The 14734-nt window shown below is 59.0% G+C and carries 11 protein-coding genes and 1 pseudogene; 4 read left to right on the forward strand and 8 right to left on the reverse strand.

Annotation, left to right across the window (positions count from 1 at the left end; genetic code table 11):
- Positions 1 to 333 (forward strand): integrase core domain-containing protein (locus tag BLU15_RS23820; RefSeq protein ID WP_143034220.1); only part of this gene is annotated, 333 nt, incomplete at its 5' end.
- A gap of 453 nt (positions 334 to 786) precedes the next feature.
- On the opposite strand, the gene BLU15_RS23825 is transcribed toward BLU15_RS23820, so the two are convergent.
- Positions 787 to 2130, reverse strand: a complete 1344-nt coding sequence (locus BLU15_RS23825; RefSeq protein WP_090298560.1) for an enoyl ACP reductase FabMG family protein — start codon at positions 2128 to 2130, stop codon at positions 787 to 789.
- 298 nt (positions 2131 to 2428) lie between these two features.
- Positions 2429 to 4207: a hypothetical protein gene (locus BLU15_RS23830; RefSeq protein ID WP_090298563.1), complete on the reverse strand. Its 1779-nt coding sequence runs from the start codon at positions 4205 to 4207 to the stop codon at positions 2429 to 2431.
- 415 nt (positions 4208 to 4622) lie between these two features.
- On the opposite strand from BLU15_RS23830, the gene BLU15_RS23835 reads away from it, so the two are divergent.
- The 3 genes and pseudogenes from BLU15_RS23835 to BLU15_RS40070 all read left to right on the forward strand — a co-directional run.
- Entirely contained in the window at positions 4623 to 6521 is a 1899-nt protein-coding gene (locus BLU15_RS23835) for a potassium transporter Kup (RefSeq protein WP_034796384.1), read from the forward strand.
- A 51-nt stretch (positions 6522 to 6572) separates the two neighbouring features.
- Positions 6573 to 7538: a magnesium and cobalt transport protein CorA gene (locus BLU15_RS23840; RefSeq protein WP_060580704.1), complete on the forward strand. Its 966-nt coding sequence runs from the start codon at positions 6573 to 6575 to the stop codon at positions 7536 to 7538.
- 246 nt (positions 7539 to 7784) lie between these two features.
- Positions 7785 to 7865: pseudogene (locus BLU15_RS40070) on the forward strand (transcriptional regulator); the annotation flags it as partial.
- Positions 7866 to 7893: 28 nt separating this feature from the next.
- Here BLU15_RS40070 and BLU15_RS23850 read toward each other — a convergent pair.
- The 6 genes from BLU15_RS23850 to BLU15_RS23875 all read right to left on the reverse strand — a co-directional run bounded on the left by BLU15_RS23850 (position 7894) and on the right by BLU15_RS23875 (position 14717).
- Positions 7894 to 8514, reverse strand: a complete 621-nt coding sequence (locus tag BLU15_RS23850; RefSeq protein ID WP_034796525.1) for a pentapeptide repeat-containing protein — start codon at positions 8512 to 8514, stop codon at positions 7894 to 7896.
- Positions 8515 to 8665: 151 nt separating this feature from the next.
- Entirely contained in the window at positions 8666 to 9943 is a 1278-nt protein-coding gene (locus tag BLU15_RS23855) for a pilus assembly protein TadG-related protein (protein ID WP_090298567.1), read from the reverse strand.
- A gap of 856 nt (positions 9944 to 10799) precedes the next feature.
- A complete protein-coding gene (locus BLU15_RS23860) occupies positions 10800 to 11432 on the reverse strand; it encodes a dual specificity protein phosphatase family protein (protein ID WP_060580825.1) in 633 nt (210 codons plus the stop codon).
- Between the two features lie 17 nt (positions 11433 to 11449).
- A complete protein-coding gene (locus BLU15_RS23865; RefSeq protein WP_371590025.1) occupies positions 11450 to 12292 on the reverse strand; it encodes an inositol monophosphatase family protein in 843 nt (280 codons plus the stop codon).
- Between the two features lie 119 nt (positions 12293 to 12411).
- Positions 12412 to 13515, reverse strand: a complete 1104-nt coding sequence (locus tag BLU15_RS23870) for an ABC transporter substrate-binding protein (RefSeq protein ID WP_090298570.1) — start codon at positions 13513 to 13515, stop codon at positions 12412 to 12414.
- 65 nt (positions 13516 to 13580) lie between these two features.
- Positions 13581 to 14717, reverse strand: coding sequence for an ABC transporter substrate-binding protein (locus tag BLU15_RS23875; protein ID WP_034796395.1), 1137 nt, complete (start codon positions 14715 to 14717; stop codon positions 13581 to 13583).
- Positions 14718 to 14734 lie beyond the last annotated feature (17 nt).

The following is a 14734-nucleotide window of genomic DNA, read 5'->3' on the forward strand; positions in this document are numbered from 1 at the left end:
CGCTTCGGCCGCATCAATATGTTGTCCGAACCCATCGAATGGCTCACCGACAACGGCTCCTGCTTCATCGCCAAGGACACCGCATCCTTGCTCCGCGAGATCGGCATGGAACCGTGCACGACACCGGTGCGAAGCCCACAGTCGAACGGCATGGCCGAGGCGTTCGTCAAAACATTCAAGCGCGATTACGTCTCGGTGAACCCCACCCCGGATGCTGAAACAGTCATCGCTCAACTGCCGTTCTGGTTCGAGCATTACAACAATCTTCACCCGCATAGTGCTTTAGGATATCAATCACCGCGCGAGTTCATCAACTCGCAATCTCAAACCTGAGCATGTCCGGTCTTTTGGGGGCAACTCCACATAGTCACAGGCAAACGCCCAGACAACCCGGCGACGACACGACTTTCAACCAAACCCTGTATCCGAACGATCACGATACTGAAACAAAGGCGCACATCCTCTCTCTCGGCGCGCCCTACGCCGGCAAACTTCTTGAGCTACAAGATTTAAGAGAGAAACGATCGCAGCCGACACCACGATCGCCGAAGCGCTCGCGCAAATGGATTGGCTGGCACGCAAGACGCTGTTTGCCGAGGACGCCGAGGGCCACCCCAAAAGGTCGGCCGAGCGGGTGCAATCGTCACGCGTCGTCTGGTTCAACTAACGACCAGTACCGCCAAGACTGCTTGACGTCACGGTCATCGACCTCGCGTGCGCGTCTGATCAGACGCGCAATCGGAGGCGACTCAAGGAGACAGGCAGTAGCCGCCTGCGTCGTCGCGCTTAGGCCGCTTCGAGAGCGTTGCGGGCTGACCCTTTCGTCTCGATCAGCGTGCGCGCGACGATGTCGTGGTTGAGCCACAGGACAGGGCCCGATGGCGCCGAGCTCTCACCAAAGATGAGCTGCCCAACTGCTTCGACCACCAGCCGGCTCAAGAGATCGGAGATCAGCGCCTTGCCGTCCCGGTGCATCGCCGTGATTTCGCTCGACGTACCGATCGTCAGGTCGGACTGTCCCGGATTATTCGGCATTGGCCAGGACGAAAAGTCGTAGAACGGCCGCATCACTTCGCTCGTCTGCATATCGGAAATCTTCCGCAAGACGTCATCGACGGTGAAGCCATTTGCCAACAAATCCTGGCAGGCCTGCCATTGCTGCGCGACCCATTCGCCACCGCCCTCTTTTTTCAGCGCGAGCAGAAGCGGAATGAGGGGCAGCTCGATGCCGGCGAACACGTCGGAAGAATTGGTGCGGATCTCAGGGCAATTGTAGACCGTCGCCTTAATGCCCTTGTTCCAGGCTTCCTCAGCGATGCGCTCCAGGCGCATCTTGGCGTAGCCCTGCGTGTAATTGGTATAGGTCTGCCAGCGGTACTCGTTAGCAACGAGAATGCCCGTACCGTGGTAGCCAAACGCCGAATAACGAACCTGGCCACCGGAAGCTTCGATGCGCGCCCGGATGGCTGTGCTCAGATCGATCAGGTGTCGGAACGTGTTGGCCGAAACCTCGTCGAAATTCTGAAGAATGAGCTTGCCCAAATCGCTGTCGAGCAGCGTTTGCGACGACATGTGGCGCGCGCCACGTCCCTTGTAGACGCGATTGGCGATGACCATGAACACCTTGGCCTTCGGGATGCCACCGGCCATGGTGTGCGCGAAGAAGACATTCCTGCCATCAGCGATCATGCCATCGAGGATCCCCATGACTTCAGAAAGGGCATTCTTGAACCGTTCGACGCCGACGTTTCGGCATTTCTCGATGTGCGACCAGTCGAGCTTCTCGTCTTGCCACGTCTCGAGCGTCATCTTCGCGAGAAGGTCGGTCGGAGTGGGCTCGCCTTCAGGCGCGTCAAGATCGAAACCGGCCATGATCGGCACGTTGATGATCTTGCCTCCGAGCCGGGCTTCAGCCGCCGCAAGTTCCTCGTCGTTCAGTGGCCGCAGAACATTGGCTTCGTCTCGTCTGCCAACCGTGATCCCGACAATTTCCATGCCGGCCTTCTTGGCTTGGTCGACCAGATGGGTGGCATAACCCCGATCGAACAGCTCACCAAACAGAACGAAAACATCGCCTGGACGGAAAATGTTCGTCCGCGGGAAGTGCGTCAGAGGGTTCGGTTTCTTCATACTGCCGGTTCTCTCAAAGCTGGTCGCGGAGCAACCAAACAAACTACGTGATGAACCACTGCACTGATTGGCGGCAAGTGGGAAGTGACAATAAGTATCGTTACAATTCAAACCGTGAGCGGAACGGAACGGCAGTGGCGTCCATTCCAGCCCCGCAGCGATCCGGAATGGTGAACTTTCCGCGTGACCGTTCACCGCTTCGACTCACCGCTTCGACGTGATTTCTGCCGGCCCCGGATCCTGTCGTGGCCCGGCTGAACGTGGCCTGCGAAACCAAACATATACTCCTGGGCGCACGCTACTTTTCAATCCGCAGTACGATGAGGTCAGACTGTTTGACTGATGATACGGGATGAAGGCCCGGCCCAGCACTGCCTGTCATGATGGCATCGAACAACGGCATCTTCTCGCTTCCCACGAGCCCTAACGGCGCCCGACAAACGGCCAGATAGTCGAACCCGGCTAAAAGAGCATTCCGCTCATTGTTGCTACTCGACATAAAGGCCCGAAGAACCCGTCCGATGGCTGGCGCGGCCCGGTGAAAGGGAACGCTCGACACCGTAAGGCTGTCCTGCGACCTACGGGCGATCTCAAGCCCCAGTGCCGGCGGCGTCATCACTTGTCCAGGTGGAAGGGTAGCAAGCAGCGAGAAATCCGCCCCCTTGCAATCATTCCAGAGCAGGTGGTCAAAAGCATCCGTAGTCTTACGCTCAAAAGGCACGACGAAGTAGAATGAGGTGGCCATCACAACAGCCATCCCGCCAAACGCAGCCAACCGCCTAACCGCCACCTGGCTGTCTTCGCGAATTACCGACGCCGCAGCCGGCAGCAACAACGGAACGACGGCAGCAGAGAAGCGCAAATACCGGTTGGAGACCAACGCGGTCAGGAGGAGCGCTACGGCGACAGCATGGATGATAGCGAATTGCGGATTTGCCGTTCGGGGGGCGTTCAACGCGCGCTGCAAGCTAACAGCCAGGACGCAGCTGAAAATACCCAGTAGAGCAAGTGAGCCGTAGTCCCCTGTTCGGAAAAACTCCAGGGCACTCTTTTCCTGGTCGATGCGATCAAACCAATATATCCGGGCCAGATCGTCGATGGCTGCATATGGGCCGGCCAAAAGCTGTGGATAGGCGAACAACAGCACAGCCGATAGCATCGAACCGGCGGTAGCCAAAAGTCCAAACTTGAACGCCGCGCTCGAAGCCTCCGGCACCAGCCATAAGGTCACGGTTGCGATCGCTCCAAAGCCAAGCAGTGCGAATGCAAATGGTGCGGAGAAAGCATCGTTCTCCACACGCCAGAACCCGGAAGGACCGATTACCAAAAAGGTCAGGATGGGTACCGCAACCAGGCATGTGATGGCGGTTGAGGCAAGCATCGTTCGGGTGCCGTCCAAACCCGCGGCCCACGCTAGTGCCAAGGCTCCCAACACCAGCGCGATAACAGGCAACGTCTCCAGGCCTACCAAGAGCGAGATCGTCGCTGAAATCGCGACGACCGCCCCGCCCATGCGATCGAACCTGCCAACCCCGTATATCAACGTAAGCAACAGCACCATCTGCAAGTTATGGTGGTCAATGCGGCCAGGGCTAAATTCCCAGATCGCGAAGGCCATAAGGACGAGGACGGCGCATAGCATTCCGGGCGAAAGCTCACCTTCTCGTGGCGCTATCCGGCTCAAAACCCCAACAACCCCAATGGTGAAAAAGACTGCCATTACGGCTGGCCAAACCTGGAAGGCCACCGCGAGCGCGTCTTCCGCTCCCAAGGCGGACTGAAGAGAGAAAGCTATGAGCATGTAGGGAAGGTCAACTATTCGCGACCAAGGCGAAATATACGGCTCGGGCATCAGGATCCGCGGTATTGCCGGCCTAAGCCACCCGCCATCCTCAAGGAATGCCTTGATTTGCAGACCCCGCAAACTGTCGTCGATGTCAGCGTTGTGAATACGCTCACCGGACAAATCGAACCCGATGAGTAGGCCGACGATAAAGATGCAGATCAGCCAATACCCCGTTGCCGACCAGCGTTCATCAACTCGCGCGACACTTGTCTCGCCGACAACTAAACTCATGGCAGATGAAACTCGTGTGAAGCGCCCAAACTCACCCGAGATTGCCTACACCTACTCTCTTAATAAGTGTGTAATTCTAGGTTGCGTGCGAAACTCTGCCTCAAGGGCAACCTTGCTTAACTCGGTCTGCGATGCGGGCCCAGAGACTTCACAATCGACATTCACTGCGTCGGTCATCGTTCGGTATTCTCGAGAGAAAAGCGCAACTGGTTCGCCTCAGCAATGCGGAACACTGATCTCAGCCGATGCGGGTGGGAACGCAAACCATTCCCTGATGTTTTCGCGAGTTAGGTTTGTCCAACGGCCGATTATTCACACTCGACATTCTCGAGCGGTTCCTGTGAGAATTGCCTGGACTTTCGCAATGCAGCATATATCTGCCATCGCTAATGCCGACGGTGTTTCAGGAGACCTTATGCCCAATGCTCACAGCGAAGCTGTCGGACCTCGATCGGGAACGCAGAGCTTTCTCGTTCTACTGCTTGGATGCATCGGCGTTGTGTATGGCGATATCGGAACAAGTCCGCTCTACGCTTTTCGGGAGGCCCTTCGCCCCTTCTTGAACGACGGGGCGCAGCCTGACGAAGTCATCGGTCTCATTTCCCTGATGGTTTGGACGTTGACGTGTATCGTGACGTTCAAATACGTGCTTTTCCTCCTACGCGCCGACAATGACGGTGAAGGTGGAACATTGTCGCTTCTCGCGCTCTTGATGAAGAAGACCGGCAGTTTCATGCCCGTGTTGTTTTTCGCGGGCCTAATCGGGGCGGCCCTGTTTATCGGGGATGCCATGATCACCCCTGCCCTCTCGGTCATGTCGGCGCTCGAAGGCATGAAACTCGTCACACCAGCCTTTTCGGACTACGTGCTTCCCCTTGCTGCGGTCATTATGGTTGCATTGTTTGCCGTGCAGTCCAAGGGTACGGAAGCGGTCGCAAGGTTTTTCGGGCCAATCACGGTTGTGTGGTTCCTCGCGATGGCGTGGGGCGGTCTCATCCACATCGGCGACGACTGGACCATCCTGCAGGCTCTGAACCCGATCAACGCCCTGTGGTTCATCACGCATGCAGGCTGGGCAGGTCTGATCGTGCTTGGCGCCGTCTTCCTGACGGTCACGGGAGCCGAGGCCCTTTATGCAGATCTCGGCCACTTCGGGAGGAAACCGATCAGCACGGCATGGTTTATCCTTGTATTCCCCGCATTGGCGCTGAACTACCTCGGCCAAGGCGCGCTCGTGCTGAGCCACCCAGACGCGGTCAACAACCCATTCTATCTTCTCTATCCAGACTGGGCGCTGCTGCCGATGGTCATTCTCGCGACCATGGCGACAATCATCGCTAGCCAAGCTGTCATCACGGGAGCGTTTTCTCTCGCTCGCCAGGCGGTCCATTTGGGCTTTCTTCCTCGACTGCTGATCAAATTTACGTCCGAGACCAACACCGGCCAGATCTATGTCCCTGCCGTAAATGCGCTGCTGTTCGTCGGGGTCATCGTGCTGATTTTCTCGTTCGGGGACTCAGAGTCTCTCGCGACCGCGTATGGAATCTCGGTCACAGGCGCGATGGTTGTGACAACAGTGATGGCGTTCCAGTTTCTCCGCTCCGTCTGGGGATACTCAACCGTTCTGGCTGCACTGCTTCTAGCGCCATTGCTCGTCATCGAGAGCGTCTTCTTGCTTGCCAATCTGTTCAAGATTCATGATGGCGGCTGGGTGCCGGTGGCATTGGCACTGACAATCATGGTGGTGATGTGGACTTGGACGCGGGGATCCGCAATGCTGCGCGAAAAGACCGCGCGCAACGATATCCCGCTGGAAACATTCATCCGCTCGATAGAGAAGTCCACCCATGCGCCCCAGACCGTTCGAGGGACGGCAATCTTTCTAACCAGCGTCGGCGATAAGACACCCGCCGTTCTCCTCCACAACATCAAACACAATCATGTCCTGCACGAACGCAATGTTATTTTGACGGTTCGCACATCCGAGCATCCGTATGTCGCGCAGGAAGACCGCGTCTCAATGACTGAACTGTCAGACAGGTTTACAAGGCTCGAGCTTTGCTTCGGCTTCATGGACGAACCGAACGTCTCGAAGGCGCTGTCACTGTGCAAGAAGGCAGGTTTCAAGTTCGAAATCATGCAGACCTCTTTCTACCTCGGGCGCAGGACCCTTATTGGTGACCCGAACTCAGGTCTGCCCGGCTGGCAAGACAAGCTCTACATTGCACTTGCAGGTCTCGGCATCGATCCATCGTCCTATTTCAAGCTGCCAGCCAATCGCGTGGTCGAGATTGGCGAGCAAGTCACGATCTAACCTTAGGTCAGATGCTTCACGCTGCGATATCAACTCCCGGAACTTCAAAAAATGCCAGTCGTCGCCTCCTACATGTATCGTTCGGGCAAGCGCGCCGAAGAAATCCCGCTTGCCGCCAAACCATTCGAAGCATCAGGTGGCGACTTCGCCTGGATCGGTTTGACTGAACCGACAAAGCAGGAAATGGCCGACCTTCAGGCCATGTTCGCTCTTCACCCACTTGCCGTCGAAGACGCCCTCAACGGCAATCAGGTGCCGAAGGTGGACATCTACGGCGACCAGTTGTTCGTGATCGTCAAGACGGCCCACCTTGAGGGTGACAAGATCACCTACGGCGAAACCTGCATTTTCGTGGGGAAGCACCACCTGATTTCTGTTCGCCACGGCTCTGCCCGCTCCCACAAGGAACTGCGCCAACACCTGGAACAGTCGCCCCAGCTTCTTGAGCACGGACCGGACTATGTCCTGCACGGCATCATCGACTTCGTTGTCGACGGCTATTTGCCGGTGGTCGAAACGCTTGAGGACAAAGTTCTGGAGCTCGAGAAACACGTACTTGTGTCCTTCCTGCAACCCGAGCAGATCAGGCGTATCTTCCGGATGCGCCGTCACGTCATTCGCTTCCAGCGGGTGCTCGGACCGATGGGAGAGGTGGCGGGTAAGCTAACTCATCTCGAGCTGCCCTGTATCGACGACAATGCCAAGCCATTCTTCAAAGACGTTCTTGACCATGTCAGACGTGTGGAAGGCCTGGTGGGCGGCCTTCGCGAGATAATGACGTCCGTGTTCGAGGCCTCCAATCTCCTGGAGCAGCAACGACAGGGCACCATCACACGGCAGCTTGCAGCCTGGGCCGCAATTCTTGCCGTACCGACAGCCATTGCCGGAATCTACGGGATGAACTTCGAACACATGCCTGAACTGGCAACCCGTTACGGCTACTTTGCCGTCCTCGGTGTCATTGCGACGCTCTGCTCTATTCTCTACTGGCGGTTCAAAAGGTCCGGATGGCTGTAGCCAGCGGAAATATCTTTCCGCGGGTTTCGTTTGGTGTCGACACCGCGGCATTGCAGCATGCTATCGGGTAAAAGCTCTGTGTGATGGTATCTCTTGGTGCTCTCGGGCAATCCGGCCTTACCTCCGGCCCGCCTCCCCCATCTTCCGGCAAGTGACCTCCCGGCCTTCCGGAAGTTCGCCGAACTCTATCGGCGCAGGCCGAGCTTGACGCGGAAATCGGGACCGGTGCCCTCTAGGAGATTTGCAATGGCGACCAAGCGCAAGTTCAAGAGCGATGCCTTTGAGGCGATCCATAGCGCCGTCGAAGACATGTCCGCGGCAGGCACCCGTTGGGTCCTATACGTCGCCGGCAGCGTCACTTTCGCCTGACGTCGAGACCCAGAGCCTCGGCGATGATGATCGACTGGTCGATCGTGATGATCGCGTCCTTGAGGCGAAGGTTCTCCGGATCGAAGGCGGTGAGGTCGCTGCCCCTGAGGTCGCAGGTGGTAAAATCTGCCCCATGCAGCCAGGCACCTGAAAGATCGACGTCCCTGAGCGAGCCGCCTTTGCAGGAGGCGCCGGTCAGATCCGCTTCCCGCATTCGCGTTTCCTTGAAGGATGCGCGGCCGAGAGCAGCGCCTGGCAATCCGGTGAAGGACCAGTCGCCGCCCGTCACCTGCATCTGGTCGAACTCGCAAGCGTCGAACATGCTTCCGACGAACTTGCACTCCTTGAAGCGGCTATCGAAGAACTTACAGGAGACGAACGTACAGTTGACGAAGGCGCTGGCCTGATGTGACGATGCATTGAACCGGGCTCGCCGGAAGGTGCATTCGTGAAAGACCACGCCGACGGTCTGCGCCTCGGTCAGGTCGAGATCGACGAACAGCGTGTTGTCGTATCGCTCGCGCTCGATCTGGCGACCGTACCAGTCGGCGCTTGCAATCGTGCTGTCGGTCTTGGGCGGCGCTTCGCCGTATCGTCGTTCAGCCATATCCATCCATCTGCGGCCCCGCACCAAGCGCAATGCCTTTTGTTGCTTCGCCGCTGAGCATTTCCATCTTCGCGATGATTGGCAATGCCGAAAAGTCGAGCGCACGAGCGAAGCCACCGGGGCACGCAATTACGACGGGCTGGTTTCGACGCTATTCCACCAGCCGCACGCCGCCTCCCCTGCCGAAGCCGTTGGGCACGAAATCTTTGCCCTCTTCCCCCGGCTTCTTGAAGAAGGCCGTTCCGGACACGTAGAGGTTCAAAACCCTGGTAATCAGTGCGGTAAACTTCGATTCCGAATTGAGGCTTCCGCTGACGTTCCAGTCGACCACCGCATAGGGCAAGTAGATCGCCCCATTGTAGAAGCTTCCAGCAGACGTGTTGATGCGGAACTGGACGCTGCTGTCCTTCGCCTGCCGGCCCTGGAACATCAGGATGCCGGCATGCGCGCCGCTGGTGGGCGCCGATACCTGCAGGATTGCCGCACCGTTCAAAAACAGCGGCGATTGCGCGTCCTCGAAATAGAAAAGCACGTCCTTGCCTATGACCTTGGCCGATGTGTTCAAGGTCAACGCGCCGCGGCGGAACGCGTAGATTCCGGGCTTCAGCGTTAACTCGTCCGTGGCATTCACGGTCAGCCCACCGCAATAGATCCCGGGCTCGAGCGACGACTTGCCCTGGCTGTTGATCGTCTTCAGGCTTTGGGAGGTACAGGCGTCGTTCGGCGACACCGGTTCGGGCATGCCGGCCATGGGGTCGGGCACGACAGGAGATCCGTCGACCGGCGGCGGCGAAATCAGGCGGCCGGAAAGCTTCGACTGGCCGGTGACGGCGATCAGCGGTGCTGCGAACTTCCCCTGGTTTTCAGCGTAGAACGCACGTTGCGAATGGGACGAGTTCACCTGGAAGCCGCATTCGCTGGTGACCGAGTTCGAATTGATGATCTTCAGCGCATCGGCCCTGCCCGGATCAAGGATCAGGATGCAGGCCGAGCTGCCGGACCCTCGGGCGGCTTTCGCGATGACTGAGATCGGAACCGTCCTGAAGCCGAACATATGCATGATGGCGGTTTCGTAGTCCTCATTGACGGCCACCGCTACCGTATCCCGCTCGACCGTGACCTGATGGTTCCAGCTGGGGGGCTCTTTCAGATCTTGCGTGTCGTTGCTGCCAAGATGGGCGCCGAGAAAACCCACGGCGATCTTCTGCGCCGAACCGACACCTGCTGCAGCTCCCGCCAGTGCCGCAGCATCGGCCGCGCTTTGCATAGCGGCCTTTCGGTTGACCGCGGCTGCGAAATCGATCGCAACGCCAAGAGCGGCAATGAGGGGGATCGCGACAAGCGCTGCCAAGAGGCCGAAGTTCCCGGACCGGCATTTCAGCAGGGCCAAGGCGCAATGCCTGATCAGTGGCAGGTTCAGTATATTCATGGCAGTTTCTTTGCAACCAGATGGAGAGTAGTCGCCTCTTCGTGCAGGGAGCCTTGCCAATCCTTTAATTTCGGGCCGAGTTAACGGTATGCACTCTCTCAGACGCTCTTCAGAGCTCTGACACAGGCGCGAAACGAGGTTATTTGAAGATATTTTGCGCTAAACGCGCGTCACTTCGGCACAACCGGCCAGCTGCCACGCTCGCCGGTTGGAAGCGATTTTGGCGTGCCCGAGAGGCGGATTCTGGGTCTTCTTCACTCAGAGGTTGCCGGACTGCTGAGGCAGTGCGGCGACTAACCCCTTTTGCTCATTGCCTAATCCTTGACTGCTCCGTGCGCTGTGCGACGCTTTCGACTTCATGGTTGTACTGCGTAAGGGGCGGACGATGAAATTCACAAAGGCAAAGAGGAAACATCCCGGTAAGGCATTCAAAATAGGCGGGGCCGATAGAAGCGCATATGACGGCTTCGTCGGGACGGCGCGCGCAGCACCCGGCTTTTCCTATCGGGGACGATGGACCAGCGAAGGGTGCCCCGGCACCTTCGAAACATGGCTCGTAAATAAGGGCATATTGCCCAAACAATAGGGCCTTTCATACTACTCAATCACGATCTGCCGGCGTCAAGGGTGGCGCCGGCCGCGCGCGTCAAGGCGCTCCGCCTAATAAAGCGATTTCGATTCCGCTTGGGCGTTCGAACGCGTTGGCATGCGCGAAAGAACCGGCTTGTCGCGACCGGAGGGGCGGCCGAGAATGCGTCGACGGCTGGCTGACGTCGAGACGTCGGCATCCCTGGCGGTACTGAGAGCAGGTTTCCGTGGCCCATACTGCAGACGGTCTCTGAACTGCGTTCTCGGGTCAGGCCTTCCCGCTCTCAATCGCACGTGCCCATCCCGCGGCTCGCTCGGCCGAGGCCGCCAGAACCGGTTTGGGCGCCTTGTACCACTCGTCCTTTGGGATCTCGCGCTTCTCGCGGACGAAGTCGATGGCGCGCTCCAATGTTTCGAATTGATCAGGCAGCGTCAAATGCAGGAACAGCGACACGACGACGACTGAGCGCGATCGGCCACCGCGGCAGTTGACGAGCACACCGCCACGTTCGCGCCTGGGATAGGACGGCTTTTCGGGCAGGACCTGCTCCAGGGCCGCTCGCAGGATGTAGTGGGCGGCCAGCATTTGCGTGTCCGGGTTCCCATCCCCGTCGATAAGCCCGATCTTGTAGTAGCGGATTTCGCCCGGTCCATGGATGCTGTTGCGGTGATCCGAGACGAGCTTCGGCTGGTCGACGAAATTGAAGTCCAGATTGACCGCGCAATTGACGACCGTCGTGATCCCGCACTTGCGCAGGAGTTCGAGGTCGCTCGCACCTTCCTTCCCGGAAATGAAGATGTCGACGCCATAGGTCGGATGCTTCGGATAGACGAGACTGAGCCTTGGCAATTCGCTGCTGGTCGTTTCCGTGGCGGAGGCATCGCTAAGATTGTCGAGCATGGTTTCCTCGTGGGCTTTCATGGCGACGGCGCCTTCGCGCTGCGCCCGGCAGAGATTGCGGCGGCGACACGGTTCAGGGTTGGATAGTCGCCACCGCGGCCATAGGCGAGATACCCCGGGCAAAGGTAGTCGACGGATCCTTCCGGCACTTTGCCAAGCGACAACGGCGCATAACGGCCGCCTGCGTTCTTCAGGATCAGCGTCGCTGCGGCCACATCCCAGGCGTTGACGCCAAAGCCCGCGGCCGCATCGACAAAACCCGCCGCCACATGGGCGATGCTCAAAGCTGCACTTCCAGGGCGACGCACGGTCGAGAAGGTTTCGACCAGATCACCGAGGCGGGCAAGTGCCTCGTTGCGGCCATCCAGGCGAAAGTCGCGCGAGACCGGGTAGCCGGTGATCAGCGTTGCCCGGCTTTCGTCACCGATGGCTTTGGAGGCAATGACCTTTCCATTGAGATAGGCACGCTCGACGTCGCTCGAAAACAGGAGATCGGCCACCGGGTCATAGACGACCCCGGCCACAACCGATCCGCCTTCGACCGCCGCAATCGATATGCACCAGAAGGCAAGTCCTCGTGCGAAGTTCGCGGTCCCGTCGATCGGATCGACATACCATTGGATGTCGCCCTCACCGACCTGCCCGCCCTCTTCGCCAAGCATCGCCGAATTCGGCTCGTGCGCGAAGATGTAGTCGCGGATGGATGCCTCGGCTTGCCTGTCGTAGACCGTCACGACGTCGTGGAGATCGCGCTTGTAGTCGACGGCCATTTCCGAGCGAAAGGCAGCGAGCAAGGGGCCGGCGGCCGAGCGGGCCGCACCTTCGGCGATCGTCATCAGTCGCCGCGAGTAGTCGCGCATGGCGTCTCTATCGGATTGGCTACGGCTCGTGGCGGGATTGACGTCGGTCATGCTCTCTTCCTGTTCATACTGGAACGGCCGGCGCGACCTGTCCTCGTGAGGCCGCGCCGGCCGGGATTTTACTTGCTGTAGTTCACGCGCCAGAAATCCTGCCACTCCTCGCGCCGGTCGAAATCGTCAAGCCCAGTGGCCGCGTCATAGGGAAAGAGGCGGTCCGCTACCTCCATGATCCCCGACGGTTCGTCCTCAGGCATCTTGATGTCGACATTGGTCGGCAGCTTGCCGTCCTTCATCTGGGGCGCGATGCCCTCTTCCGTCAGCACGTAGTGGATGAAGAGCTTCGCGGCATTCGGGCTCGCGGATTTCGAGGCGATCAGGCCGAGCTTGGTGTAGGTCCAGCCGACCCAGGGGGTCAGCTCCGTGCAGAGCCCGAGTTTGTAGCCTTTGCCTTCGTTATCACGGAACTTGGCGGAGCTCAGGAGCCCGAAAAAGGGCTCCTTCTGGCCGGCGGCGCCGACGGCTTCGGCAACCGGATCGTCGCCGTCCGTTACCAGCGGGCCGTTTTGTGCCAGGGCCTTGATCCAGGCGGCCGCTGCACTTTTTTCAGCGGTTTCGAGATCCTTGCCGAAGTGGACCTTGTAGGCCTCCTTCACGGCGTTGTCGGCATGCTTTTCCAACTGGTTGAACCAGTCGGTATAGGTGCTCTTGGTCAGGGGATCGACCAGCGCGATCTTGCCTTTCCATTTTGCCTCGGTCAGCTCCCAGATATTGCCGACCGGGCATTTGTCATAGGCCTCGGTGTTATAGGCCCAGACATTGGCATTGGTCGAAATCGCCAGCGGGTTCTGGAAGGCCGCCGGTATCTTCTCCTTCATGTCGCCGGGCAGATAGCTTTCGACGAAGCCCTGCGGCAGAAGCTGGGCGAGCGCTGCCGGCGCGTCGGTGATCAGGGCGACATCGCCCTGGACGTTGCCGGCCTGGGCTTCGCGGATGATCATCTCCAGCTGGCTGTTGGCCGAGACTTTGACGCCGGTCGCCTTCACCCCGTATTTGGCGGTGAAGGCCTCGGCCATCTCGACGATCTTGCCGGTGCTGTCATAGACATTGATCGGCTTTTCTTTCTTCGCCGCCTCCACCAGCGCATTGAGATCAAACGCCTCCTCGGCGTTTGCCTCGACGGCCAATGCGGCCGCAAGGGCGGCAAATGCCGCCCCCATGATCATAACCCTGTTCTTACCTTTGCTCATGGTTTCCCCTCCCAAGGAGACCGTTTCACATGTTCAGGCGATTACTTCTGGTAGCTGAGCCGCCACAGGTCCTGCCAGGTCTCGCGCGCGTCCCAGTCGTCGAGGCTCGTTGCCATCTGGTAGGGCATGACCTGATCAAGAACGGCGCCGATGCCCGACGGCTCGTCTGCGGGCAGCGAAACGTCCTTGTTGGTCGACATTTTTCCGTCTTCTGCCTGCGGCGCGATGCCTTCGGCGGTCATCACGTAATGGATGAAGAGCTTTGAGGCGTTCGGGCTGTTGGTGCCCTTGGTGATCAGCCCGACGCCCGGATACATCCAGCCGAGCCAGGGTTTCAGGTCCTTGCAAAGGCCGAGCTTCATGCCCTTTTCGGCATTGTCGCGAAACTTCGCCGAGCTCATCAGCCCCATGAAGGGTTGCGACTGACCCGGCGCGCCGACGGCATCAGCAGCGGCCGCATCGGCGTCCGTCAGCAAGGGAGCGTTGGCAGCGAGCGCCTTGACCCAGGCGGCCGTCGCACTGCCGTCGTCGGTTTCGAGATCCTTCCCGTAAAGCTCTTTATAGGCGGCCGCCACTTTGTCGTCGCCGTGCTTGGCCATCTGGTTGAACCAGTCGACATAGGATGGCTTGCCGAGCGGATCCTGCATGGCGACCTTGCCTTTCCACTCAGGTCCCGTCAGCTGCCAGATGTTGCTGACCGGGCACTTGTCGAAGAGCTCGGTGTTGTAGGCCCAGACATTGGCGCTGGTAACGACGGTCAGCGGGTCCTGATACTCAGTGGGGATGTTGGCTGCGAGATCCGGCGGCAGCCAGCTTTCGGCAAAGCCCTGCGGGATGAGTTGCGCCATCGCGGCCGGTGCGTCGCTGATGATCGAGACATCGCCCTGGATGTTGTTGGCACGGGCCTCGCGAATGATCATCTCAAGCTGGGCCGTCGCCTTGACCTTGGAGCCCTCGGCGCCGACGCCATATTTCTCGGCAAAGGCCTTGGCCATTTCGACGATTTTGCCGGTGCTGTCATAAACCGTAATCGGCGGCTCCTTGCGCGCGGCCTCGATCAGCGCGTTCAGGTCGAACGGCTCTTGTGCCAGCGCCGGTCCGGCGAAGGCGACGATGGTCGTTGCCAGCAGCGCGCGCCTGATTGCACGGTGCGTCCTTTCAGTCCTTAGAAATTGCATCGTCTGTTCCTCCCTCA

It is taken from the genome of Ensifer sp. YR511, from assembly GCF_900103045.1.
GTDB classification, from domain to species: domain Bacteria; phylum Pseudomonadota; class Alphaproteobacteria; order Rhizobiales; family Rhizobiaceae; genus Ensifer; species Ensifer adhaerens.